The organism is Pseudomonas subflava (assembly GCF_023823685.1).
Taxonomy (GTDB): Bacteria; Pseudomonadota; Gammaproteobacteria; order Pseudomonadales; family Pseudomonadaceae; genus Aquipseudomonas; species Aquipseudomonas subflava.
The window spans coordinates 99,568-121,564 of record NZ_JAMXBF010000007.1; the positions used below are offsets into that span (position 1 = coordinate 99,568).

The window sequence follows — 21,997 nt, forward strand, 5'->3', positions numbered from 1 at the left end:
GCTGCTTCCTGGTTGGATCAATTGAAGTCGTTGGTCACTTCGCCATTGCTGGCGTCGTATTCGATGAGGTCGTCGCCACCGTCGTGCTGGTAGGTATAGGTGCAGACGGTGCCGTTCGCCGTGGTGACGTAGTCGACGGCACCGGCGGCGGTGCCCACGGTCGGGGCCGAACCCTGCAGGATGTTGGTGAAGACCTGATTACAGGCCGCCGGATTCATGCCGGCATTAACGCCGGGCGTTCCGGTGCGCTGCGTGCCGATCGGCCAGCCGTCGGCATTGACGTCGACCGAGTTGTTGCCGAAGCCCTGCACGTCGATCTGGCAGTTGCCGCCGGCGCAGCCCTGGTTGCCGCCGTTGCGGTTCAGCTCGAACTGCGAGCGCACCAGCAGCACGGCGGAAGCCAGCGCACCCGCGGCGCCTTTGACGGCAGACTCGTGGGCATCCTCGGTGGCATCCATGAAACGCGGCAACGCCACCGCGGCCAAGATGCCGAGGATGACGATCACCACCACCAGTTCGATCAGGGTGAAACCTTTGTTGTTCTTCATCTCGCTTCCTCTGTGACTCAAAACCCTTGTGCGGACAATTCCGCGGTGGGTACCGCTTCAAGCTCCAGGGCGAAGGCGTCGCGATCCGATTGTGACGCAGTTGGCATTCCCTCGGGAACCGCCAGAACGCGCCACGCGAGCACTTCGCTCCCCTCCCTCGTCCATCCGTCGGCGAACCTCGGCCGGTAGAGCACCCAGGCGGCCTGTGGTAGCCAGTACCAGCAGCCGCGCCCCGGTTCGGCGCCTGCGACGAGTTCGCCGCAGTAGTTGTCCTGCTGCCAGCGCAGCAGCACGAACGGATTCCTTGTTCTCCAGGCCTCATCCGGCACCTGGTCTTTCGCCACCTGCTCCGCCGCCAGGCTGGTCAGGCTGGCGGCGAGGTACTCGCGAGTGGCGAGCATGGCCCGCGCTTCGCTGACCTCGGCGATCTTCCAGCCCAGCGCCGCAACCAGTCCCGCCGCCATCACAAGGGTCAGGCCCCAGCCAAACAGGCGCGAACGCCTGACCCAGTAATCGGCCTCGTAGTCCGGGCTCACGCGCCGCCCTTGGCGACGGAGGCCAGGTCCCACATCGGCAGGAACACGCCCAGCGCCAGGACCAGCACCATCACGCCCATGGCCACGATCAATATCGGTTCGATGGCCGATGCCAATTGTTTGAGGTCGTAGTCGACCTCCTGTTCATAGAAGTCCGCCACCTCGACGAACAGATCGTCCAGCGCGCCGGTCTCCTCGCCCACCGCCATCATCTGCAGCACCAGCGGGGTGAACAGGCCGCTGGCCGAGGCGGTGCGGGTCAAGGCCTCGCCGCGTTCGACGCCCTCGCGCATGCCGAGAATGGCCTGACCGATGTGCCGGTTGCCGACGCTGGCGCTGTTGATCGACAGGGTCTGCAGCAGCGGCACGCCGGCGCGGTACATCATGGCGAAGGTGCGGGTGAAGCGGGCCAGAGCGATGCGCTCGAAGATGCCGCCGACGATGGGCAGGCGCAGCTTGGTGGCATCCCATTTCAGCGCGCCGGCCTCGGTGTCGGTCCATTTGAAGAAGGCGTAAAGGGCCCCGCCGAACAGCAGGAGCAGCAGCCACCAGAAGTCCTGGAAGAACTGCGAGGTGCCGATCAGCAGCTGGGTGGGCCAGGGCAGGTCGGCCTTGAATTGCTCGAATACCTTGGCGAAGGCCGGGATCACGAACAGGTTGATCACCACCAGGGCCACGGCCATGGCGGCGAGCACGAACAGCGGGTAGCGGGTGGCCTGCTTGATGCGCTTGCGCGTCTCGCGCTCCAGTTCCAGGTAGCTGGAGAGCTGACGGAAGGCCTGGTCGAGCTGGCCGGTGTTCTCGCCGACGCTGATCATGCTGATGAACAGCGTGCCAAACACCTTGGGATGGGCGTGCAGGGCCACGGCCATGCTGACGCCGCCCTCGAGGTCGCTGCGCACCTGCTGCAGTACTTCGCGGAAGAACGGGTTGCGGTGCGACTCGGCCAGACCGCCGATGGCGCGGATGATCGGTACGCCGGCCTTGCTCAGGCTGTACATCTGCCGGCAGAAGATAATCAGCTCCTCGAGGTCGACGCGCTTGCGCCGCAGCTTTTCCTTGATGGCGGCGAGCACGTCCTCGCCGTCGCCCTCGGCCTGTTCCTCGATGGTCAGCGGGGTGATTCTCTGCGCCAGCAGTTCGCTGGCCACGCTGTCGCTGCTGGCGCCCTGTACGGTGCCGGTGACCTTGCCGCCCTGGGCGTCGCGCCCGGTGTAGCGGAACTGGCTCATGGCCGCCCCCAGGAAGCATCCGCAGGAGCGAGCCCTGCTAGCGATGCTTTGGCACCGTAGCCCGGATGCGATCCGGAAAGCAGGTGGCTCCGACCCCGGATGGCATCCGGGCTACAAGAGCGCCCTCTCCCCAGCCCTCTCCCGTGAACGGGAGAGGGGGCGGTGCGTGCAGAACCGGCAAGCGCGCTGACGTCGAATCGGCCGTAGCCCGGATGGCATCCGGGATGCGGGTGGCTCCCGCCCCGGATGGCATCCGGGCTACAGGAGCGCCCTCTCCCCAGCCCTCTCCCGTGAACGGGAGAGGGGGCGATGCGTGCAGAACCGGCAAGCGCGCTGACGTCGAATCGGCCGTAGCCCGGATGGAATCCGGGATGCGGGTGGCTCCCGCCCCGGATGGCATCCGGGCTACAGGAGCGCCCTCTCCCCAGCCCTCTCCCGTGAACGGGAGAGGGGGCGGTGCGTGCAGAACCGGCAAGCGCGCTGACGCCGAACGAACCGTAGCCCGGATGCAATCCGGGAAGCAGGCGACTCCGGCCCCGGATTGCATCCGTGCTACAGAAGCGCCCTCTCCCCAGCCCTCTCCCGTGAACGGGAGAGGGGGCGGTGCGTGCAGAACCGGCAAGCGCGCTGACGCCGAACGAACCGTAGCCCGGATGCAATCCGGGAAGCAGGCGACTCCGGCCCCGGATTGCATCCGTGCTACAGAAGCGCCCTCTCCCCAGCCCTCTCCCGTGAACGGGAGAGGGGGCGGTGCGTGCAGAGCCGGAGAGCGTGCAGACGTCGAACCGGCCGTAGCCCGGATGAAATCCGGGAAGCAGGCGACTCCGGCCCCGGATTACATCCGGGCTACAGGCGCGCCCTCTCCCCGGCCCTCTTCCGCTCACGGGAGAGGGGGAGGTTGGCGGGAGCCGCCGTGCGGGTGTCACGCCTGTACCTCGTCGGTGAGGCTGGCGCAGACCTTGAGCACTTCCTCGACGCTGGTGATGCCCGCCAGCGCGTAGTCCAGCGCGCAGGCGGCCAGGGGGCGGTAGTGGGCGCTGTGGCGCGCGGCCTCGGCGAAGCCCTGGGGGTCGTTGCGGCGCAGGGCGGCGATCATCGCCTCATCCATTTCCAGCAGCTCGTAGACGCCGACGCGCCCGGAATAGCCGGTGTTGTGGCACTGGTGGCAGCCGGCGCCGTGCTTGAAGCTGCGGCCGGCCAGCGAGGCGCCTTGCAGACTCTCCAGCCAGGCCAGCTGCTGCGGCTCGGGCTGGTGGTCTTCCATGCAGTTCTCGCAGACGCGGCGCACCAGGCGCTGGGCCAGCACAGCATTGAGCGAGGTGGCGACCAGGAACGGCTCGGCACCCATGTCGACCAGGCGCATGGCCGAGGTCAGGGCGTCGTTGGTGTGCAGGGTCGACAGCACCAGGTGGCCGGTGAGCGCGGCGCGCAGGCCGATTTCGGCGGTTTCCTGGTCGCGCATCTCGCCGATCAGCACGATGTCCGGGTCCTGACGCAGGGCGGCGCGCAGCACGCGGGCGAAGGTCAGCTCGATCTTGGTGTTGACCTGCACCTGGTTGATCCGCGGCAGGCGGTATTCGACCGGGTCCTCGACGGTGATGATCTTCTTCTCCGGGCTGTTCAGCTCGGCGAGGCCTGCGTACAGCGTGGTGGTCTTGCCCGAGCCGGTAGGGCCGGTGACCAGCACCATGCCATAGGGCCGCTGCAGCAGGCGGCGGAAGCGCGCCAGCATGTCCGGCGGCATGCCGCCGGCGTCCAGGTTGGCGATGCCGGCGCTCTGGTCGAGCAGACGCATGACCACCGATTCGCCGTACTGCACCGGCATGGTCGAGACCCGCACGTCGATGCTGCGGTTCTTCACCCGGATGTTGAAGCGGCCATCCTGCGGCAGGCGCTTCTCGGAGATGTCCAGGCCGGACATGATCTTCAGGCGCATGACCAGCGCCGAGGCGATGCGCTGCTCCTTCATCACCTGCTCGTTGAGCACACCGTCGATACGCTGGCGAATGCGCACCACGCCCTCGTCCGGCTCGATGTGGATGTCCGACGCCTTCATCTGCACGGCGTCTTCGAACAGCGTCTGCAGCAGGCGCACCACCGGCGCGTCGCTGACGTTGTCGGCGCCGAGCTTGGACAGGTCGAAGTCGCTGTCCTGCAGCTCGCCTTCCAGCTCGCCGGCGATCGAGGCGATTTCGCTGGTGCGACGGTAGACTAGGTCGAGGGTCGCCAGCAGCTCCGCCTCGCGCACCACCGCCGGGCGCACGCGGGTCTTGAGGATGCGCTCCATCTCGTCCTGGGCGAACAGGTCGAGCGGGTCGGACATGCCCACCAGGATGCCGCCGCCCTCGCGCGACAGCGGAATGGCGCGGAAGCGTCTCGCCATGGCCTCGGGCAGGGTCTGCACCAGCGGCTGGTCGAACTTGAAGTGCTTGAGTTCGATGAAGGGGATCTTCAGCTGCTCGGACAGTGCGGTGAGCAGCTTGACCTCGGCGACGAAGCCCATGTCGACCACTGTGCGGCCAAGCTTGGAGCCGGTGCGCTTCTGTTCCTGCAGCGCCAGTTGCAGCTGCGTGTCGCTGATCAGACCGGCCTGCACCAGCAGGTCGCCCAGGCGCACCTTGCGATTGCTCGCCTCGCCCGGCTGACGTGTTTCTTCGCTCATCCTCGGCCTCCCAGCGCCGCGGCGCGTTCGCTGGCGAAGCGCTTGGCGCTCTCGTCCAGCCCCAGCCCCTGCAGGGCCAGGCGATAGTGACGGGCAGCCTCGGCCGGCTGGTCGAGCTGCTCCAGGGCGATGGCCAGGCCCAGCTGCCAGGTGGACTGGCTGGGGCGCAGGGCGACCATCTCCCGGTACAGGGCGGCGCTCTGCTGCCACTGCCCGGTCTGCTGGTAGCTGGCCGCCAGCAGCGCGTGGTAGGTGGGCTCCTGGGCCAGCGACGGAGCGTTCTGCTCCAGGGTAGCCACGGCATCCCGGGTAGCACCGGCCTGCAACTGGGCGCGGGCCAGCAGCAGGCGCAGTTCACTGTCCTGCGGCATTTGCGCCAGCTGCGCCGGCAGCCAGCCGAGCAGGCGCTGCTGCTGGCCGTCTGCCAGGTAGGCGCGGGCCAGCCAACGCAGCACTTCCGGGTCGCGGCCGCGGGTCTTCTGCAGTTCTTCCAGCTCGGCGATGGCCTTGCGGTAGTCGCCGGCCTGGATGGCCTGACGCGCCTCGGCCAGGCCGTCCGGACGATAGGGCTCGATCTTCACTTGCGGCACACCGGCAGGCTCCGGAGCGGGTGCCGCAGGTTCGGCAGTCGCGGCGGGCTCGGGGGCATTGGCCGGCGCCACCGGCGCCGTGGCCCAGGCCGGCAGCTCCGGCTCGGCAGCGGGTTCGGCAGCCGGCGCGGCGGGTGTCAGGGCCGGCTCCTCGACGGCGGCCTCGGCATTCGGCGCCGGCTCGTTGAGCGGCACTTCGATCCACAGCAGCCAGCGGTCTCCGGCGGCCTCCAGACGATCACTGACCTGCAGGCCCTCGCCGAGGCCGACCAGCAGCACCTGCACGTCCCGGCCCTGGGCCTCGACCCGCCAGGACAGGCTGCGCCCTTCGCGCTGCACCCGCCCGGACCGCGGTCCGCCGGCTAGCTCCACATCCGGCAGGCGCAGGCTCACCGCCCCGCTCTCTTCGGTGCGCTGGTAGGGCACCGAGCGCTCCAGCAGCAGCTGCAGGGTCAGACCGCCGGCGTCGGTCTGCGGCAACACTTCCAGCAGACGCGGCAGTGCCGGCGCGGCGGCCTCCTCGCGCTTGGGCATCACCCCGCCCCAGGGGATCTGGCCGTTGACCACCCGGCCGATCATCACGCCGATCAGCACGGCGATCAGCATCACCGCCATGAACCAGATGGAGCCGCGGCGCAGGCGCTCGATGCGCTCGCGGCGCGCGGCGCCAGCCTCGTCCACCGCGTGCAGGCCTTCCAGCGTCAGCCGTTCGGACGGCGCGGCGCGGCGCTCCTCGAGGTCGCGCAGCATGTCGTTGACCAGGCTCATGGCAGCAGCTCCCGCCACTGGCTGAGCCAGGGCCAGGCACCGACCACCGCCAACAGCGACAGGCTCGCCGCCAGCCCCCAGCCGAGCCAGACCGGGCGACGCTGCAAAAACGGCTGGGCGCCCTCGGTATCCAGCTGGGCGCGGCGCACGTGCTCGGCCGAGACCTGCCGCCGGCCCTCGCCGAAGGCCACCATCAGCGCCTTGTGCGCGAGGATGTTGATCAGCCGCGGAATGCCGCCGCTGCCGCGCACCAGGCGGCGGATGGCACGCGGCGAGAACAGCGGCTCGCCGCGGTAGCCGGCCACGGCCAGGCGCTCGTTGAGGTAGCGGGTGCAGTCCTTCACGTCGAGCGGGCGCAGCCGGTAGGAGAAGGTGATGCGCTGGCGCAGCTGGCGGAATTCGTCACGTGCCAGAGTAGCGTCCAGCTCCGGCTGACCGAACAGCACCACCTGCAGCAGCTTGGCCTGCTCGGTTTCCAGATTGGTCAGCAGGCGCAGGGCCTCCAGGGTCGCGGTCGGCAGGGCCTGGGCCTCGTCGATCAGCACCACCGTGCTGCGGCCCTCGGAGGCCAGCTGGATCAGGCGATGATGCAGCGCGTCCAGCACGCCCTGAGTGTCGAGTTCGTCGATGCCCTCGATGAGCAGTTCACGGGCCACGGCCTGGCGCAGCCCCACCGGGCTCATGCCGGGGTTGGGCAAGTACGCCAGTTGGTAGCGCTCGCTTTCCAGCGAGTTGAGCAGCGCGCGGCACAGCAGGGTCTTGCCGGTGCCGACCTCGCCGGTCACCTTGATGAAGCCCTCCCCCTCGCCCAGTGCCACCCGCAGCAGGTTGAGGCACGCCTGATAGGGCGCCAGCTGCACCAGGAAGCCGGTGTTGGGCGTCAGCGCGAAGGGTTTCTCGCGCAGACCGAAGAAGGCCTCGTACATGCCTTACCTCAGCTCCTTGAAGGATTCCGCGCTGCGCCGGATCTCCTCGAGCCAGACTTCATCGCTGACCACCTGCGGGCGCATCAGGATGACCAGCTCGCTCTTGCGCAGCGACTTGCGCTGCTGCTTGAACAGGTTGCCAACGAAGGGCAGCGTGCTGGCCCAGGGCACCTCGGCGTCGGTGTTCTCGTTGTTGTTCTGCAGCAGACCTCCGATTACCACCACCTGGCCACTGCGGGCGCGCACGATGGAGTCGGACTGGCGCGAGGTGGACAGCGCCAGCGGCAGGTTGAAGACGTTGTCCTCGCCGAGGACGATGGTCTTGTTCTGGTCGACCACACGGCTGACGGTGGGCCGCACGTGCAGGGTCACCACCTCGTTCTGGTCGATCTGCGGCGTCACGTCCAGCGAGATGCCGGAGAAGAACGGCGTCAGGGTCACGTCCTGGGTCGGCTGGGTGACGCCGGCCACGGTGGTGGTCGAGCTGTTGGACGACACTTCGGTGACGAAGAATTCGTCGGTGCCGACCTTGATCACCGCCTTCTGGTTGTTCAGCGTGGAGATGCGCGGGCTGGACAGCACGCGAACCTCGCCCTGGGTCTGCAGCAGCTGGATCAGCCCGGAGAAGTCGCCGAAGCTGAGCACGGTGCTGAATACGCCGTCGATGTTGTTCGGGCCGTCCAGCGGTGCGCCGTCGAGAACGGCGCCGACGTCGCCGCCGATCCGATCCCAGCTGATGCCGGCCTGGAAGCCGTCGTTGAGCTCCACCTCGAGGATCTTGGTTTCCAGCACGACCTGGCGCTGCAGGTTGCGCTGCGCCTGCTCGAGAAAGCGCGCGACGTTCTCCTGGTCCGCGCTGTTGGCGCGCACCACCAGCAGGCTGGCTTGCGGGTTGACCACCACGCTGTTGCCTTCCTCGCTGCCGACGATGGCCTGGACCACCTGCTGCACTTCCTTCCAGAAGTCGACGTTGCTGGTGGTGACCACCTTGCTGGCGTTGAGCGTGGTCACCGAGCGGTCGCTGTCGCCGTTGCCGCTGCCGTCGTTGTCGCCGCCACCGCTCTCGGTGCTCTCCACCTGACCGGAGCTGACCCGGGTATCCGCCTCGCCCAGGCGCTGCAAGTTGAGATAGTTGAGGTCGTAGCTGCGGGTGATCACCTTGTTCGGCAGGATCTGATAGCCGTAGCTGGTGCGGCGGTAGTCGTAGCCGTAGCTGTCGCGCACCGCGGCGAGCACTTCCTCGAGGGTGACCCGGCGCAGGCTGAAGGTGATGGTGCCGGTCACTTCCGGATGCACCACCAGGTTCTGCCCGGCGCCTTCCATCAGGCTGAGGAAGAAGTCGCGGGCGGGCATGTCCTTGGCCGCCACGTCGAAGCGCGGGCCGCTGCTGTACAGGCTGCCGGTCAGCGGCGGTAGCAGCGCGGCCTGCACCGCCGGTGGCGGCGCCACTTTGCGCTGGGCCTCGGCCTGCTGCAGGCTCTCGTCGAGCAGTTTCTCGCTCTGCTCGTAGAGCTGCTTGTCGCCATCGATGAAGGTCTGGCAGGCGCTGAGCAGGCAGGCCAGCCCCAGCAGCAGGCCGGTTTTCGACAGATTGGGAGTCATGGGCATCATCGGCTCGGCTTCATAACGGGTTCGGCCAGGCGCAGCAGCTCGCGCTGCCCCTGGCGCTCGATCAGGACGGAATGCGGGTGGATGGCCAGCACACGCAGGCCGGCGCGCGCCTCGCCAACGCGCAGGGTGTGGCCGTCGATCACCGCGCGACTGCCCTGGGCGCCGCGCAGGATGGCCTGCAGCACCAGCGCGGCCGGCGCCTCGTCGGCGCTGCTCGCCGGGCCGAGGCTGGCCGGCGGCTGGGTCGGATCGACCGCCGCCTGGGCCAGCGCACTACCCAGCAGCAGCGCGAGTAACAGGTTTCTAGACACCGACCCATCCCGCCTTGCGGCTCAAGGTGAAGAGTTTCAGGCTGATCCTGGCCCGGCTCGGGCCGGCCTCGCCGACCTGGTAGTCGAGGCTGTCCCAGTTCAGCTTCCAGCCGCTCTGCTGCACGGCATTCAGGTACTGCAGGAGGTCGAAGTAGCCGCCCTCCAGCTCGAGGATCAGGCCATGTCGGTACAACGTGGCGGACGCAGGCGCCGGCGCTTCCACGCCCGGTGTCGACGGGCTGGCGGCCTGGGCCAGCTGGACCGGCTCGCTGAAGCTCTGCATGCCCATCAGGCTCAGGCCCTGCTGGGCCTGGAGCAGGCTCTCTAGCACCGCCTTCATCTTCTCCGGGGTGATCAGCTCGGCGGTGTCCTGGTCGATCTGCCGGATCAGCTCCTCACGGCTGGCCGAGGCCACCAGCAGCGCACTGCGGTAGGGGCTATTGGGATCGGCATCGAGCTTGGCCTGCAAATCGGCGATGCCCGAGGCCGCTTCCGCCGAGCGCCCCTTGGCCAGCTGGATGGCCGACTCCTTGGACGCCACCCGCGCCGCCAGCGGATCGCCGATCAGCAGCAGGTAGAGCATGCCGAGCAGGGCCAGCCCCACGCCGTAGGTCAGCCACTGTTCGCGGGCGGCCATGCCCTGCCAGCGCTGCAGCCACTTATTCATCGGCCTTCTTCTCCTGGTCGGCGGGACGCGAGGACAGGTCGAAGTGCAGCAGCTGGTCCTCGCCGCGCTCCACGTCCAGACGCGCGAATTCGCGGCCGTTGAACACCGGGCTACGCCCCAGCGCCTCGAGGTAGATCGGCAGCAGCTCCTGGTTCTGGCTGCGCCCCTGCAGACGCATCTGCGTGCCGCCTTCGTTCAACTGGATGCCGGTCAGCCACAGCCCGCCCTGCGGGTGATGGTCGGCCAGCGCCTGCAGCGGCGCGACGAAGCCCATGTTCTGCCGCTGGGAGAGTGCCTTGAGGTAGGCGATCAGGCGCTGCAGCTCGCGATTGCTCTCTTCCTGCGCCGCCAGTTCGGTGGGCAGCCGCTCGTCCAGCTGCGGCTCGACGAAGCTGGCCTTGGCCGCGGCGAGACGGGTCTCGCTCTCCTGCGCCACGGCCTCCGCGGCGGCCAATTCCTGGCCGGCGGCACGCGCCTGCCAGCCCTGCCAGCCGGCGTGGATCAGGCAGACCAGCACCAGCAGCGCTAGGCCCAGCAGCATCTGCGCCTTCTCCGGGCCGTCGCGGCGGCGGCGTTCGACCTGGTAGAGGTTGAGGTTCTGCATCAGAGAACCTCCTGACGCAGCGCGGCGCCGACGGCGGCCATGCAGTAGGCCTGCTCGGCGCCATCCAGCTCGGCCGCCGGCTGGCCGGGGAACAGTTCGCGCAGGTCCAGCGCCTGCAGCTTGACCGCCAGGCCGGAGCCGAGGGCCTGCAGGGCGGCCGCGCCGTCGCGCTTGGTCGGCAGCAGCAGCAGGCGGTTGATGTAGCCCTTGCCCAGCTGGCTCTCGAAATAGTCGAGCGAGCGCTGGATCTCCAGCGTCACCGCGCCGTAGTCGCCGCCCGCGCTGTCCAGGCCCTGCTCGATGCGCCGGGCCATGTACAGGTCGGCGCCGTTCTGCACGCAGATCAGGCCCTCGCTGGAGCGCAGCCGCAGGAGGGCGATGTTCATGTTCTCCGCGCCCGCCAGCAGGCCGAGGTTGCGGAAGGACATGGCGGTGATGTCGATGCTCTGCAGGTGCAGCCCGGCCTGCTCGACCAGGTCGCCCAGGGCCTGCATGCGGGCCTTGGCCAGCACGGCGCAATAGGCCATGCGCGAGCGGCCGCGGTAGGCGTCTTCGGGCAGGCGGAAAGTGTCGACCACCACCTGGTCCAGGGATTCGGAAATGAGGTCCTTGACCCGCCAGCGCATGGCGTCGCGCAGTTCTTCGGCGGGCACGTCGGGGGCGTCGAGCAGGAGCATCTGGTAGGTCGCGGGATGCAGAACCAGATTGACGGCGGTGCCGGCCAGGCCACGCTCCGCCACCAGCGCACGCAGCACAGCGGGCTGTTCGGCCGGCGCGGCCTTGCGGAACAGACAGTCGAGCAGGCGAGGCGCCTCGCCGGGCACACGTTGTACCCGAGCCAATGCGATGCCTTCCGGCCCCGTCTCGATACCCAGCAAACCGTCCGCTGTCTTTCTTCTTTTGGCGAACCACACCAACTGCGAAATCCCCCTGCCCTGCCGTCGCCACCCGCCGTTGGGTGTGTCGCGTCCAGTGCATTGTAGAATGGCGGCTACAGACCTACCCGAGCCCGATCAATGTTTCATGTCGTTCTGTTCCAGCCGGAGATCCCCCCTAACACCGGCAACATCATCCGCCTCTGCGCCAACACGGGCTGCCATCTGCATCTGATCGAGCCGCTGGGCTTCGAACTGGACGACAAGCGCCTGCGCCGAGCCGGACTGGATTACCACGAGTACGCGACATTAAAACGCCACTATTCTTTGCAGGACTGTATCACAGCCATTCGCCCCGACAGAATCCTGGCATTCACCACCAAGGCTAGTCACAGCTACGCGCAGATGAAATACCAAGCGGGCGATATGTTGCTATTCGGACCCGAGAGTCGCGGCCTGCCTGCCGAGATACTGGCCCAGTATCCCGACGAACAGCGCCTGCGTATGCCGATGCGCCCGCAATGCCGCAGTCTCAATCTGTCCAATGCCGTCGCCGTGGTGGTCTACGAGGCCTGGCGCCAACTGGATTTCGTAGGTTCCTGAAACAAAAAAGCCGCCCCTGGGGGCGGCTCTTTGCGCAACGGTGGCGATCAGGCCTGGCTGGCGCCCTGCTGCTGACGCTGCAGCTCCTGGGCGTACAGGGCGTCGAAGTTCACCGGCGACAGCATCAGCGCCGGGAAGGAGCCGCGAATCACCAGGCTGTCCAGCGCCTCGCGGGCGTAGGGGAACAGGATGTTCGGGCAGAACGCGCCGAGGGTGTGGCTCATGGAGGCCGCGTCCAGACCCTTGATCAGGAAGATGCCGGCCTGCTGCACTTCGGCGATGAAGGCGATCTCTTCGCCGGTCTTCACGGTCACGGAGAGGGTCAGCACCACTTCGTGGAAGTCGCCTTCCAGCTGCTTCTGCTTGGTGTTCAGGTCAAGCGCCACGCTCGGCGCCCACTCCAGACGGAAGATCTCCGGGCTCTTCGGCGCCTCGAAGGACAGGTCCTTGACGTAGATGCGCTGCAGGGAGAATTGCGGCCCTTCGTTGCTCTGAGCGGCGCCGTTGTTCGCTTGTTCGGTCATGATGATTCTTCTTGTGACGGGTTTCTGAGAGGGTTCAGGCGTTCAGCAGCGCGTCGAGCCGGCCGGCGCGCTCCAGGGCGAAGAGGTCGTCGCAGCCACCGACATGGGTGGCGCCGATCCAGATCTGCGGCACCGAGGTGCGGCCGGCCTTGCGCGTCATCTCGGCACGCACGTCCGGCTTGCCGTCCACGCTGATTTCGCGGAAGGCCACGCCCTTGGCGGTGAGCAGCTGTTTGGCGCGGATGCAGTAAGGGCACCAGGCGCTGGAATAGACGACGACTTCGGACATGTCACTTGACCACGGGCAGGTTGTCACCGCGCCAGCTGGAGATGCCGCCGGCCAGCTTGGCGGCGGTGTAGCCGGCCTTCTTCAGGTCGCGGGCCACGGCACCGGCGTGCTGGCCCATGGCATCGACCACGATGATGGTCTTGGCCTTGTACTTTTCCAGTTCCACCATACGGCTGGACAGCTTGTCGAAGGGGATGTTCACGGCGTCGACGATGTGGCCGGCGGAGAAGTCCTTCTGATTGCGCACGTCCAGTACTACGCCCTGGTCGCTGTTGACCAGCGCGGTCAGTTCGCGGCTGGAGAGGCTCTGCCCGCCCTTGCGCAGCTCGGTGACGATGAGCAGCACCAGGAGCACGGCGAAGCAACCGGCCAGCGCATAGTGGTTAGTGGCAAATTCAATCAGTTGGGCCAACATCGTGAGGTTCCAAAGCCTTAAAATGGCGGCCAGTATACACAGCGCGCCCATCGGGCCAAGCCCCGCACGGCGGTGACGCCAGAGCCCCACGCCGGTAGAATGCGCGACCTTTTTTGATCACCACAGAGAGCCAGTCTTCATGAGCGCGACGCCCAAACCCCTGGTCCTGATCATCCTCGACGGCTTCGGCCACAGCGACAGCCCCGACTACAACGCCATCCACGCGGCCAACACCCCGGTGTACGACCGCCTGCGTGCGACTTATCCGCACGGCCTGATCTCCGGCAGCGGCATGGACGTGGGCCTGCCGGACGGGCAGATGGGCAACTCCGAGGTCGGCCACATGAACCTCGGCGCCGGGCGCGTGGTGTATCAGGACTTCACCCGGGTGACCAAGGCGATCCGCGACGGCGAGTTCTTCGAGAACACCGAGATCAATACTGCGGTGGACAAGGCGGTCGGTGCCGGCAAGGCCGTGCACATCCTCGGCCTGCTCTCCGACGGCGGCGTGCACAGCCACCAGGACCACCTCGTAGCAATGGCCGAACTGGCCGCCCGCCGCGGCGCCGAGAAGATCTACCTGCACGCCTTCCTCGACGGCCGCGACACCCCGCCGAAGAGCGCCCAGCCGTCCATCGAGTTGCTCGACGCCACCTTCGCCAGACTCGGCAAGGGCCGTATCGCCAGCCTCACCGGCCGCTACTTCGCCATGGACCGCGACAACCGCTGGGACCGCGTCGAGCAGGCCTATCACCTGATCGTCGATGGCCAGGGCCAGTTCAATGCCGCCAGCGCCGTCGCCGGCCTGGAAGCAGCCTATGCCCGCGGCGAGAGCGACGAATTCGTCAAGGCCACCACCATCGGCGAGCCGGTGAAGGTCGAAGACGGCGACGCCGTGGTATTCATGAACTTCCGCGCCGACCGCGCCCGCGAGCTGACCCGCAGCTTCGTCGAGGCAGAGTTCCAGGAGTTCGAGCGCAAGCGCGTGCCACAACTGGCTGGCTTCATCATGCTGACCCAGTACGCCGCGAGCATTCCGGCGCCCAGCGCCTACAAGCCGGAGCCGCTGACCAATGTGCTCGGCGAGTACCTGGCCAATAACGGCAAGACCCAGTTGCGCATCGCCGAGACCGAGAAGTACGCCCACGTCACCTTCTTCTTCTCCGGCGGCCGCGAAGAGCCGTTCGCCGGTGAAGAGCGCATCCTGATCCCGTCGCCGAACGTCGCCACCTACGACCTCAAGCCGGAGATGAGCGCGCCGGAAGTCACCGACAAGATCGTCGACGCCATCGAGCACCAGCGCTTCGACGTGATCATCGTCAACTACGCCAACGGCGACATGGTCGGCCACACCGGCGTGTTCGCCGCCGCCGTGGCCGCCGTCGAGACCCTGGACGGCTGCGTCGGCCGCATCGTCGAGGCGCTCGACAAGGTCGGCGGCGAGGCCCTGATCACCGCCGACCACGGCAACGTCGAGCAGATGGAAGACGAGTGCACCGGCCAGGCGCACACCGCGCATACCTGCGAGCCGGTGCCGTTCATCTATGTGGGCAAGCGCCCGGCGACCATCCGCGCTGGCGGCGTGCTGGCCGACGTGGCGCCGACCCTGCTGACCCTGATGGGCATGCCGGTACCGGCGGAGATGACCGGCAAGACCATCGTCGAACTGCAGTAAGCCTTCGCCGCGGACGCGGCAATCCGTGAAACGCTCGCCGGCTGCCGCCCGCGGGCGTTTTTTTTGCGCAGCGCCGCGGGCATACTAAGGCCAGCCGACGGCTCGCCGCAGATTGCGCCGACCTCGCCGCTCCCGACTCCCCTCCCCCAGGTGCCGCACCGCCCATGTTCCGCGCCCTCGTCCTCGTTCTTCTCGCCAGCCTGACCGTACCGGCCTTCGCCGACGACAAGGCGCAGACCCAGAAGCAGCTGGAGGCCGCCCGCGCCGACGTGGCCGAGCTGAAGAAACTGCTGGAGAAGCTGCAGCAGGAAAAATCCGGCGTGCAGAAGGAGCTCAAGCGCACGGAGAAGGAGATGGGCGAGCTGCAGAAGCAGGTCAAGGGCCTCGAGGGCGAGCTGCAGAAGAGCGAGGACGAGCTGCAGCGTCTCGACCAGGAGAAAAAAAAACTCCAGCAGTCGCGCCTTGAACAGCAGCGACTAATCGCCATCCAGGCCCGCGCCGCCTACCAGAGTGGCCAGCAGGAGCCGCTGCGCCTGCTCCTCAACCAGCAACAGCCGGAACAGTTCTCGCGCAACCTCACCTATTACGACTACCTCGGCAAGGCCCGCCTCGAGCAGCTCGCGACCTTCAACGAGACCCTGCGCCAGCTGGCCAACGTCGAGAACGATATCGCCACCCAGCAGGCCCAGCTGCAGCAGCAGAAGACCGCGCTGGACAGCCGCCGCGACGAGCTGGCCGCAGCACGCAAAGAGCGCCAGGCGGCGCTGGCCAAGCTCAACAAGCAGTACGGCGCCGGCGACCGCAAGCTCAAAGCGAAGCAGCAGGAACAGATTGAGCTGGCCCGTGTTCTCAAGACCATCGAGGAAACGCTGGCCCGCCAGGCCCGCGAAGCAGAGGAGGCGCGCCGTCTGGCCGCAGTGCAAGCGCAGCAAGCCCGCAATCCGAACAGCCGCCCGCTGCCGCTGGGGCCGAGCGTGTCCAGCGGAGCCGGCTTCGGCGGCCCCTTCGCCAAGGCCAAGGGCAAGCTGCCGTGGCCGGTCAACGGCCGGCTGGTGGCCCGCTACGGCTCACCGCGCGACGGCGATGCCCGCGCCAAGTGGGACGGCGTGCTGATCGGCGCCAGCGCCGGTAGCCAGGTGCGCGCCGTGCACGGCGGCCGCGTGGTGTTTGCCGACTGGTTGCGTGGCGCCGGGCTTCTGGTCATCCTCGATCACGGTAACGGCTACCTCAGCCTGTATGGCCACAATCAGAGCCTGCTGAAGGATGCCGGCGACATGGTCGAGGCCGGCGAGGCCATCGCCACGGTAGGCACCAGCGGCGGCCAGGATACCCCGGCACTGTACTTCGCCATCCGCCAGCAGGGCCGCGCGAGCGATCCGGCGCAATGGTGCCGCGCGCAGGGATGACCGGGCGCCTCATCACATTGGGAGTTCACATGCAGCAATTCCGTCGTCTCACCCCCCTCGCCCTGGCCCTCGGCCTGCTGCTCGGCAGCCCCGCCGCGCTGGCCGCCGAAGTCGCCGAGGCGTCCGCCGCCGCGACCGAAGGCAAGGCGCCGCTGCCGCTGGACGAGCTGCGCACCTTCGCCGAGGTGATGGACCGCATCAAGGCCGCGTACGTCGAGCCGGTGGACGACAAGACCCTGCTGGAGAACGCCATCAAGGGCATGCTCAGCAACCTCGACCCGCACTCCGCCTACCTGGAGCCGGAAGCCTTCGCCGAGCTGCAGGAAAGCACCAGCGGCGAGTTCGGCGGCCTCGGCATCGAGGTCGGCACCGAAGACGGCTTCATCAAGGTGGTGTCGCCGATCGACGACACCCCCGCCTCCAAGGCCGGCATTCAGCCGGGCGACCTGATCGTCAAGATCGACGGCCAGCCGACCAAGGGCCTGTCGCTGATGGAAGCGGTGGACAAGATGCGCGGCAAGGCCGGCAGCAAGATCAACCTGACCCTGGTGCGCGAAGGCGGCAAGCCGTTCGACGTCGAACTGACCCGCGCGGTGATCAAGGTCCGGAGCGTGAAGAGCCAGATGCTCGAGGACGGCTACGGGCTGATCCGCATCAGCCAGTTCCAGGTCAATACCGGCGAGGAAGTCGGCAAGGCCCTGGGCAAGCTGCGCAAGGACAACGGCAAGAAACTGCGCGGTCTGGTGCTGGACCTGCGCAACAACCCCGGCGGCGTGCTGCAGGCGGCGGTGGAAGTGTCCGACCACTTCCTCAAGAAGGGCCTGATCGTCTACACCGAGGGCCGCATCGCCAACTCCGAGCTGCGCTTCAATGCCGACCCGGCCGACGCCAGCGAAGGCGTACCGCTGGTGGTGCTGATCAACGGCGGCAGCGCCTCGGCGTCGGAGATCGTCGCCGGCGCCCTGCAGGACCACAAGCGCGGCGTGCTGATGGGCACCGACAGCTTCGGCAAGGGTTCGGTACAGACCGTGCTGCCGCTGAACAACGATCGCGCGCTGAAGCTGACCACCGCTCTGTACTTCACCCCCAACGGCCGCTCGATCCAGGCTCAGGGCATCGTGCCGGACATCGAGGTCGCGCGGGCCAAGCTGACCCGCGAGGACGGCGGCGAGCTGATCAAGGAAGCCGACCTGGCCGGCCACCTGGGCAACGGCAACGGCGGTGCGGACAAGCCGAGCGGCAAGAAGGCCAAGGGCGATCCGCGCCCGCAGGACGACGACTATCAGCTGAGCCAGGCGCTCAACCTGCTCAAGGGCCTGAGCGTCACCCGCGGCGACTAGTTACAGGCGTTTGCTTGCGCTGGTGCGCACGGCGCACCCTACGAAGGCGTCGCATCGTTACCGATGTGCCTTTTTGTGGGCAATAAAAAACCCGGGCAAGCCCGGGTTTTTCATGAGCGCAGAATTTACTGCACGTAGCTCTGGAAGATCTGGTCGACCTTGCCGCTGGCGCGCAGCTCATCGAGAGCCTTCTGCAGGCGTTCGACCACTTCGTCCGGGGTCTCCGGGTTCAGCGCCAGGTACAGCTCGGCGCTGTCGAAACGTAGCACGGTCTTCAGGCCGGTAATGCCTTCCTGCTTGGCCAGGTAACGGCCGGCGGGATCGCCGGTGGCCCACAGGTCGATATTGCCTTCCTGCAGTTTGTGCGCGTTTTCCTGATCGCGCAGCGAGCTGATCGGCTCCAGGCCCTGCTTGCGCAGGTGTTCGTCGATGGCGTCGCCCTTGTAGGCGCCAACCCGGTAGGACTTGGCCTGCTCCAGGCTGATCAGATTGATGCTGCTGTCGGCACGGGCCAGCATGACCCAGTCATCCGGACCGATGGGGCCGACCCACTTGAACAGCTTCTCGCGCTCCGGCAGCTTGGCGGCGACGAACACGGCATGGTTCGGGTTTTCCAGGGCCATCTGGTAGATGCGCGCCCAGGGAAAGCGCAGGGTCATGTGATAGGCGATGCCGGCGTTCTTGAACATCTCGCGCACCACTTCCACGGCGATGCCTTCGAGGTTTTCCTCGCGGGCGTAGTTCTTGCCGTTGGTGGCCATGTTGTAGGGCGGGAAGTTCTCGGTGAGCAGCACCACCTTGTAGTCTTCCGGCAGCTCCGCCCGCGCCAGCGTGGAGAACAGCAGGCCCACGCCCAGCAGCACCATGGTCATTCGCTTCAACAACATATCGATATCCTTGGTCAGTCGGAGAGCCCTCGGCACGGCGGCTCGCCGGCCCCGAGGCCGCTGAAGGGTAGCAGAAGCGCAGCGGGAAACGCAGCACCGGCGATGGCCCGCCGGTGCCGTGCGTTCACCGTTTCGTTACAGATAGTTGTTGGTGATCTCGTCGACGAAGCCCTCGGCGCGCAGCTCGTCCAGGGCCTTCTGCAGGCGCTCGACCACTTCGTCCGGGGTCTCCTTGTTCAGCGCCAGGAACAGCTCGGCACTGTTGAAGCGCAGCACCACCTGCAGGCCGCTGGCGCCTTCCTGCTTGGCGATGTAGCGGCCGACCGGGTCGGTGGTGGCCCACAGGTCGATCTTGCCGCTCATCAGCTTGGCCACGTTTTCCTGGTCGCGCAGGGAGTTCTCCGGCGTCAGGCCCTTGCTCTCCAGGTGCTGGCTGACGGCGTCGTTCTTGTAGGCGCCGATCTTGTACTGGGCGGCCTCTTCCAGGCTGTTCACCTTGATGGTGCTGCCCGGCGCGGCGAGCAGTACCCACTCGCTCTTGGCCAGCGGGCCGACCCACTTGAACAGCGGCTTGCGTTCTTCGGTGAAGGTGGTGGAGAACAGGCCGTAGTTGGGCTTGTCCAGGGTCAGGCGGTAGATGCGGTCCCAGGGGAAGCGCAGGCTCAGGTTGTAGCCGATGTTGGCGCGCTTGAAGACTTCGCGCACCAGGTCGGCACTGATGCCGTCGATGTTGTCGTCGCGGGCGAAGTTCTTCTCGTCGATGGCCATGTTGAACGGCGGGAAATTCTCCGTCAGCAGGATCACCTTGTAGTCTTCGGAGAGCTCGGCGCGCGCAGTGCCGGCCAGCAACAGCAGGCCCAGCAGCAGCGTCTTGTGCAGATACTTCAACATTGCAGTACAGCTCCAGAGTTGTGGTTGTTGTTCGGCGACTTCGTCTGCAAATGCCACCTTGAGGGCAGGCGCCCCGGGCGGTCTTCTACCGGCACGGTACCGGCGCAGTGGCGGGCATAGTGCCACGCCACGGACCAACTACGTTGAACTGCGTCACGCCGGCGGCGCATGTCGGGCAGGTCGCTCGCAGGGCAAAAACAGGCAAGAAACGAACCAGCTCAGTACTTCTGCATAACGCCCTGCAACGCGCCTTCGTCACGCAGTTGCTCGAGGGCGGCGCGCAGCTTGTCCACGGTGGAGTCGGAGGTCTGCCGATTCAGCGCGAGGTAGAGGTCGCCGCGGCCGAAGGTCAGGGCCACGCGGAAATCGGCATGGCCCTGCTGGCGGGCCAGGTACTGGCCGGCGACCGACGAGGTCACCCACAGATCGATCTGCCCATTGGCCAGGCGCTCCGGGTTTTCCTTGTCGTACAGCGACAGCTGCACCTCCAGGCCCTGGTCGACCACGTGCTGGCTGGGCGCATCGCCCTTGTAGCCGCCCAGGCGATACTCCCCGGCCTGCTGCAGGCTGCTCAGCTGGATCGGCGAGTCGCCGCGGGCGAGCAGCACCCAGTCTTCGCCGGCAATCGGGCCGACCCACTTGAACAGCGCTTCGCGCTCCGCCGTGCGCGCCACCGAGAACAGGCCATAGCCGGCCTCGTCCAGCGCCTGGTTGTACACGCGCTCCCAGGGGAAGCGGAGGATCTGCTGGCATTCGATGCCGGCGCGCTGGCAGACCAGGCGCAGGGTCTCGGCGCTGATGCCGGAGATGCCGTCGTCGCGGGCGAAGTTGCCGCCGCTGACGGCCATGTTGAAGGGGGGAAGATTTTCGGTGAGCAGGACCAGCGATTCGGCCCGCGCCTGCACGGTGCCGACCAACAGCAGGAACAGGGTCAGCAGCCTCGGGAACAGCATAGGGACTCCTTGTCGAATGGGAGTTCGCCAATGGCGAACAGACCTGCCCATTCTAGCCGGCCGCCCGGCGCCCGGCTGGCGACTCCCGCACAGCCCCGCCTTCAGCGCACCACGATGCCGCGGCTGGCCAGGTAGGCCTTGGCTTCCGGCACGCTGTATTCGCCGAAGTGGAAGATGCTGGCGGCGAGTACCGCGTCGGCCTTGCCCTCGAGAATGCCGGCGGCCAGGTGCTCCAGATTGCCGACCCCGCCGGAGGCGATCACCGGCACATTCACCGCCTCGCTGATGGCACGGGTAACGCCCAGATCGTAACCGCTCTTCACACCGTCCTGGTCCATGCTGGTCAGCAGGATCTCGCCGGCGCCCAGGTCTTCCATCTTCTTCGCCCAGGCCACCGCGTCCAGGCCGGTCGGCTTGCGTCCGCCGTGGGTGAAGATTTCCCAACGACCCGGCGCCACGCGCTTGGCATCGATGGCGACGACGATGCACTGGGAGCCAAAGCGATCGGCGGCCTCGCCGACGAACTCCGGATTGAACACCGCGGCGGTGTTGATCGAGACCTTGTCGGCGCCGGCGTTGAGCAGGTTGCGGATGTCCTGCACGGTACGCACGCCGCCACCGACGGTGAGCGGAATGAACACCTGGCTGGCCATGCGCTCCACCGTGTGCAGGGTGGTGTCGCGGCCGTCGACGCTGGCGGTGATGTCGAGGAAGGTGATCTCGTCGGCGCCCTGCTCGTCGTAGCGGCGGGCGATTTCCACCGGGTCGCCGGCGTCGCGGATGTTCTCGAACTGGACGCCCTTGACCACGCGGCCGTTGTCCACGTCGAGGCAGGGGATGATGCGTTTGGCCAGTGCCATGGCGGCTTCTCTCGCAGGGTGCGCCGTGCGCACCGGTAACGTCAGCGGTGCGCGCGGCGCACCCGGTTCAACTCACTCGACCTTGTTCTTCAGGTCGCAGATGGCCTGGGCCTCGGCCACATCGAGGGTGCCCTCGTAGATCGCGCGACCGGTGATGGCGCCGATGATGCCGGGGTTGTTGGTGTCCAGCAGGGCCTGGATGTCGCCGATGTTGTGGATGCCGCCGGAGGCGATCACCGGGATGCGACTGGCGTTGGCCAGGGCCACGGTCGCCGGGATGTTGCAGCCCTGCATCATGCCGTCCTTGGCGATGTCGGTGTAGACGATGGCGGACACGCCGTCGGCCTCGAAACGCTTGGCCAGGTCGGTGGCCTGCACGGTGGATACCTCGGCCCAGCCGTCGGTGGCGACGAAGCCGTCCTTGGCATCCAGGCCGACGATCACCTTACCCGGGAAGGCCTTGCAGGCCTCGGTGACGAATTGCGGCTCTTTCACCGCCTTGGTGCCGATGATCACGTAGCTGACGCCGGCGCGCACATAGTGCTCGATGGTCTCCAGGGTGCGGATGCCCCCGCCGATCTGGATCGGCAGGTTCGGATAGCGCTTGGCGATGGCGGTGACCACCTCGCCGTTGACCGGCCGGCCCTCGAAGGCGCCGTTCAGGTCGACCAGGTGCAGACGGCGGCAGCCGCCCTCGACCCACTTGGCGGCCATGCTCACCGGGTCGTCGGAGAACACCGTGGAGTCTTCCATGCGGCCCTGGCGCAGACGCACACAGGCGCCGTCCTTCAGATCGATAGCGGGGATAATCAGCATCGGTAGAA

23 protein-coding genes are annotated in these 21,997 nt (G+C 67.3%); 4 read left to right on the top strand and 19 right to left on the bottom strand.

Going from position 1 to position 21,997, the window contains the following annotated elements; all coding sequences use genetic code 11:
• Positions 1-17: 17 nt before the first annotated feature.
• The 11 genes from NF616_RS11855 to NF616_RS11905 all read right to left on the bottom strand — a co-directional run bounded on the left by NF616_RS11855 (position 18) and on the right by NF616_RS11905 (position 11,297).
• On the bottom strand, positions 18-548 hold the full coding sequence (locus NF616_RS11855; RefSeq protein WP_252273483.1) for a prepilin-type N-terminal cleavage/methylation domain-containing protein: 531 nt from the start codon (positions 546-548) through the stop codon (positions 18-20).
• Between the two features lie 17 nt (positions 549-565).
• On the bottom strand, positions 566-1,084 hold the full coding sequence (locus NF616_RS11860) for a hypothetical protein (protein ID WP_252273484.1): 519 nt from the start codon (positions 1,082-1,084) through the stop codon (positions 566-568).
• A complete protein-coding gene (locus tag NF616_RS11865; protein WP_252273485.1) occupies positions 1,081-2,316 on the bottom strand; it encodes a type II secretion system F family protein in 1,236 nt (411 codons plus the stop codon). Before NF616_RS11865 ends, NF616_RS11860 begins: the two co-directional genes overlap by 4 nt.
• A 922-nt stretch (positions 2,317-3,238) precedes the next feature.
• Positions 3,239-4,978, bottom strand: a complete 1,740-nt coding sequence (locus NF616_RS11870; protein ID WP_252273486.1) for a GspE/PulE family protein — start codon at positions 4,976-4,978, stop codon at positions 3,239-3,241.
• Positions 4,975-6,336 (bottom strand): tetratricopeptide repeat protein, encoded by a 1,362-nt coding sequence (locus NF616_RS11875; protein WP_252273487.1) that lies wholly within the window; start codon positions 6,334-6,336, stop codon positions 4,975-4,977. The genes NF616_RS11870 and NF616_RS11875 overlap by 4 nt, the downstream gene beginning before the upstream one ends.
• Entirely contained in the window at positions 6,333-7,262 is a 930-nt protein-coding gene (locus NF616_RS11880; protein WP_252273488.1) for an ExeA family protein, read from the bottom strand. The genes NF616_RS11875 and NF616_RS11880 overlap by 4 nt, the downstream gene beginning before the upstream one ends.
• Positions 7,263-7,265: 3 nt before the next feature.
• Entirely contained in the window at positions 7,266-8,864 is a 1,599-nt protein-coding gene (locus NF616_RS11885) for a pilus (MSHA type) biogenesis protein MshL (protein ID WP_252273489.1), read from the bottom strand.
• Between the two features lie 5 nt (positions 8,865-8,869).
• Positions 8,870-9,184, bottom strand: a complete 315-nt coding sequence (locus NF616_RS11890; protein WP_252273490.1) for a Type II secretory pathway component — start codon at positions 9,182-9,184, stop codon at positions 8,870-8,872.
• The gene (locus tag NF616_RS11895; protein ID WP_252273491.1) at positions 9,177-9,851 is read right to left on the bottom strand and encodes a type II secretion system protein GspM; all 675 of its coding nucleotides are present in this window, start codon (positions 9,849-9,851) and stop codon (positions 9,177-9,179) included. The genes NF616_RS11890 and NF616_RS11895 overlap by 8 nt, the downstream gene beginning before the upstream one ends.
• Positions 9,844-10,455, bottom strand: a complete 612-nt coding sequence (locus NF616_RS11900; RefSeq protein WP_252273492.1) for a PilN domain-containing protein — start codon at positions 10,453-10,455, stop codon at positions 9,844-9,846. Before NF616_RS11900 ends, NF616_RS11895 begins: the two co-directional genes overlap by 8 nt.
• Positions 10,455-11,297, bottom strand: a complete 843-nt coding sequence (locus NF616_RS11905) for an MSHA biogenesis protein MshI (RefSeq protein WP_252273493.1) — start codon at positions 11,295-11,297, stop codon at positions 10,455-10,457. Before NF616_RS11905 ends, NF616_RS11900 begins: the two co-directional genes overlap by 1 nt.
• Before the next feature lie 174 nt (positions 11,298-11,471).
• On the opposite strand from NF616_RS11905, the gene trmL reads away from it, so the two are divergent.
• The gene (trmL, locus tag NF616_RS11910; RefSeq protein ID WP_252273494.1) at positions 11,472-11,933 is read left to right on the top strand and encodes a tRNA (uridine(34)/cytosine(34)/5-carboxymethylaminomethyluridine(34)-2'-O)-methyltransferase TrmL; all 462 of its coding nucleotides are present in this window, start codon (positions 11,472-11,474) and stop codon (positions 11,931-11,933) included.
• Positions 11,934-11,980: 47 nt separating this feature from the next.
• Here the strand turns inward: trmL and secB are convergent, their stop codons facing one another.
• The 3 genes from secB to NF616_RS11925 are packed head-to-tail and all read right to left on the bottom strand — an operon-like array spanning position 11,981 to position 13,161.
• The gene (gene secB, locus NF616_RS11915; RefSeq protein ID WP_252273495.1) at positions 11,981-12,457 is read right to left on the bottom strand and encodes a protein-export chaperone SecB; all 477 of its coding nucleotides are present in this window, start codon (positions 12,455-12,457) and stop codon (positions 11,981-11,983) included.
• A 34-nt stretch (positions 12,458-12,491) separates the two neighbouring features.
• Positions 12,492-12,746: a glutaredoxin 3 gene (grxC, locus tag NF616_RS11920; RefSeq protein ID WP_252273496.1), complete on the bottom strand. Its 255-nt coding sequence runs from the start codon at positions 12,744-12,746 to the stop codon at positions 12,492-12,494.
• 1 nt (position 12,747) lies between these two features.
• Positions 12,748-13,161: a rhodanese-like domain-containing protein gene (locus NF616_RS11925; RefSeq protein WP_252273497.1), complete on the bottom strand. Its 414-nt coding sequence runs from the start codon at positions 13,159-13,161 to the stop codon at positions 12,748-12,750.
• A 139-nt stretch (positions 13,162-13,300) separates the two neighbouring features.
• Here NF616_RS11925 and gpmI point away from each other — a divergent pair, with 139 nt between their 5' ends.
• From gpmI to NF616_RS11940, 3 genes are all read left to right on the top strand, one after another.
• The gene (gpmI, locus tag NF616_RS11930) at positions 13,301-14,836 is read left to right on the top strand and encodes a 2,3-bisphosphoglycerate-independent phosphoglycerate mutase (protein WP_252273498.1); all 1,536 of its coding nucleotides are present in this window, start codon (positions 13,301-13,303) and stop codon (positions 14,834-14,836) included.
• A gap of 164 nt (positions 14,837-15,000) precedes the next feature.
• Positions 15,001-16,242: a murein hydrolase activator EnvC family protein gene (locus tag NF616_RS11935; RefSeq protein ID WP_252273499.1), complete on the top strand. Its 1,242-nt coding sequence runs from the start codon at positions 15,001-15,003 to the stop codon at positions 16,240-16,242.
• Positions 16,243-16,271: 29 nt separating this feature from the next.
• On the top strand, positions 16,272-17,582 hold the full coding sequence (locus NF616_RS11940; protein ID WP_252273500.1) for a S41 family peptidase: 1,311 nt from the start codon (positions 16,272-16,274) through the stop codon (positions 17,580-17,582).
• Positions 17,583-17,707: 125 nt separating this feature from the next.
• On the opposite strand, the gene NF616_RS11945 is transcribed toward NF616_RS11940, so the two are convergent.
• From NF616_RS11945 to hisA, 5 genes are all read right to left on the bottom strand, one after another.
• A complete protein-coding gene (locus tag NF616_RS11945) occupies positions 17,708-18,469 on the bottom strand; it encodes a substrate-binding periplasmic protein (RefSeq protein ID WP_434091882.1) in 762 nt (253 codons plus the stop codon).
• A gap of 135 nt (positions 18,470-18,604) precedes the next feature.
• Positions 18,605-19,360, bottom strand: a complete 756-nt coding sequence (locus NF616_RS11950) for a substrate-binding periplasmic protein (RefSeq protein WP_252273501.1) — start codon at positions 19,358-19,360, stop codon at positions 18,605-18,607.
• Positions 19,361-19,578: 218 nt separating this feature from the next.
• Entirely contained in the window at positions 19,579-20,313 is a 735-nt protein-coding gene (locus NF616_RS11955; protein ID WP_252273502.1) for a substrate-binding periplasmic protein, read from the bottom strand.
• Positions 20,314-20,414: 101 nt separating this feature from the next.
• Entirely contained in the window at positions 20,415-21,173 is a 759-nt protein-coding gene (hisF, locus tag NF616_RS11960) for an imidazole glycerol phosphate synthase subunit HisF (protein WP_252273503.1), read from the bottom strand.
• Between the two features lie 72 nt (positions 21,174-21,245).
• Positions 21,246-21,989: a 1-(5-phosphoribosyl)-5-[(5-phosphoribosylamino)methylideneamino]imidazole-4-carboxamide isomerase gene (gene hisA / locus NF616_RS11965; protein WP_252273504.1), complete on the bottom strand. Its 744-nt coding sequence runs from the start codon at positions 21,987-21,989 to the stop codon at positions 21,246-21,248.
• Positions 21,990-21,997: the final 8 nt, after the last annotated feature.

Coding starts and splice junctions, on each gene's coding strand:
- NF616_RS11855 (WP_252273483.1), bottom strand. CDS start 548: ATGAAGAACAACAAAGGTTTCACCCTGATCGAACTGGTGGTGGTGATC.
- NF616_RS11865 (WP_252273485.1), bottom strand. CDS start 2,316: ATGAGCCAGTTCCGCTACACCGGGCGCGACGCCCAGGGCGGCAAGGTC.
- NF616_RS11870 (WP_252273486.1), bottom strand. CDS start 4,978: ATGAGCGAAGAAACACGTCAGCCGGGCGAGGCGAGCAATCGCAAGGTG.
- NF616_RS11875 (WP_252273487.1), bottom strand. CDS start 6,336: ATGAGCCTGGTCAACGACATGCTGCGCGACCTCGAGGAGCGCCGCGCC.
- NF616_RS11880 (WP_252273488.1), bottom strand. CDS start 7,262: ATGTACGAGGCCTTCTTCGGTCTGCGCGAGAAACCCTTCGCGCTGACG.
- NF616_RS11885 (WP_252273489.1), bottom strand. CDS start 8,864: ATGACTCCCAATCTGTCGAAAACCGGCCTGCTGCTGGGGCTGGCCTGC.
- NF616_RS11895 (WP_252273491.1), bottom strand. CDS start 9,851: ATGAATAAGTGGCTGCAGCGCTGGCAGGGCATGGCCGCCCGCGAACAG.
- NF616_RS11900 (WP_252273492.1), bottom strand. CDS start 10,455: ATGCAGAACCTCAACCTCTACCAGGTCGAACGCCGCCGCCGCGACGGC.
- trmL (WP_252273494.1), top strand. CDS start 11,472: ATGTTTCATGTCGTTCTGTTCCAGCCGGAGATCCCCCCTAACACCGGC.
- secB (WP_252273495.1), bottom strand. CDS start 12,457: ATGACCGAACAAGCGAACAACGGCGCCGCTCAGAGCAACGAAGGGCCG.
- grxC (WP_252273496.1), bottom strand. CDS start 12,746: ATGTCCGAAGTCGTCGTCTATTCCAGCGCCTGGTGCCCTTACTGCATC.
- NF616_RS11925 (WP_252273497.1), bottom strand. CDS start 13,161: ATGTTGGCCCAACTGATTGAATTTGCCACTAACCACTATGCGCTGGCC.
- gpmI (WP_252273498.1), top strand. CDS start 13,301: ATGAGCGCGACGCCCAAACCCCTGGTCCTGATCATCCTCGACGGCTTC.
- NF616_RS11935 (WP_252273499.1), top strand. CDS start 15,001: ATGTTCCGCGCCCTCGTCCTCGTTCTTCTCGCCAGCCTGACCGTACCG.
- NF616_RS11940 (WP_252273500.1), top strand. CDS start 16,272: ATGCAGCAATTCCGTCGTCTCACCCCCCTCGCCCTGGCCCTCGGCCTG.
- NF616_RS11945 (WP_434091882.1), bottom strand. CDS start 18,469: ATGTTGTTGAAGCGAATGACCATGGTGCTGCTGGGCGTGGGCCTGCTG.
- NF616_RS11950 (WP_252273501.1), bottom strand. CDS start 19,360: ATGTTGAAGTATCTGCACAAGACGCTGCTGCTGGGCCTGCTGTTGCTG.
- NF616_RS11955 (WP_252273502.1), bottom strand. CDS start 20,313: ATGCTGTTCCCGAGGCTGCTGACCCTGTTCCTGCTGTTGGTCGGCACC.
- hisF (WP_252273503.1), bottom strand. CDS start 21,173: ATGGCACTGGCCAAACGCATCATCCCCTGCCTCGACGTGGACAACGGC.
- hisA (WP_252273504.1), bottom strand. CDS start 21,989: ATGCTGATTATCCCCGCTATCGATCTGAAGGACGGCGCCTGTGTGCGT.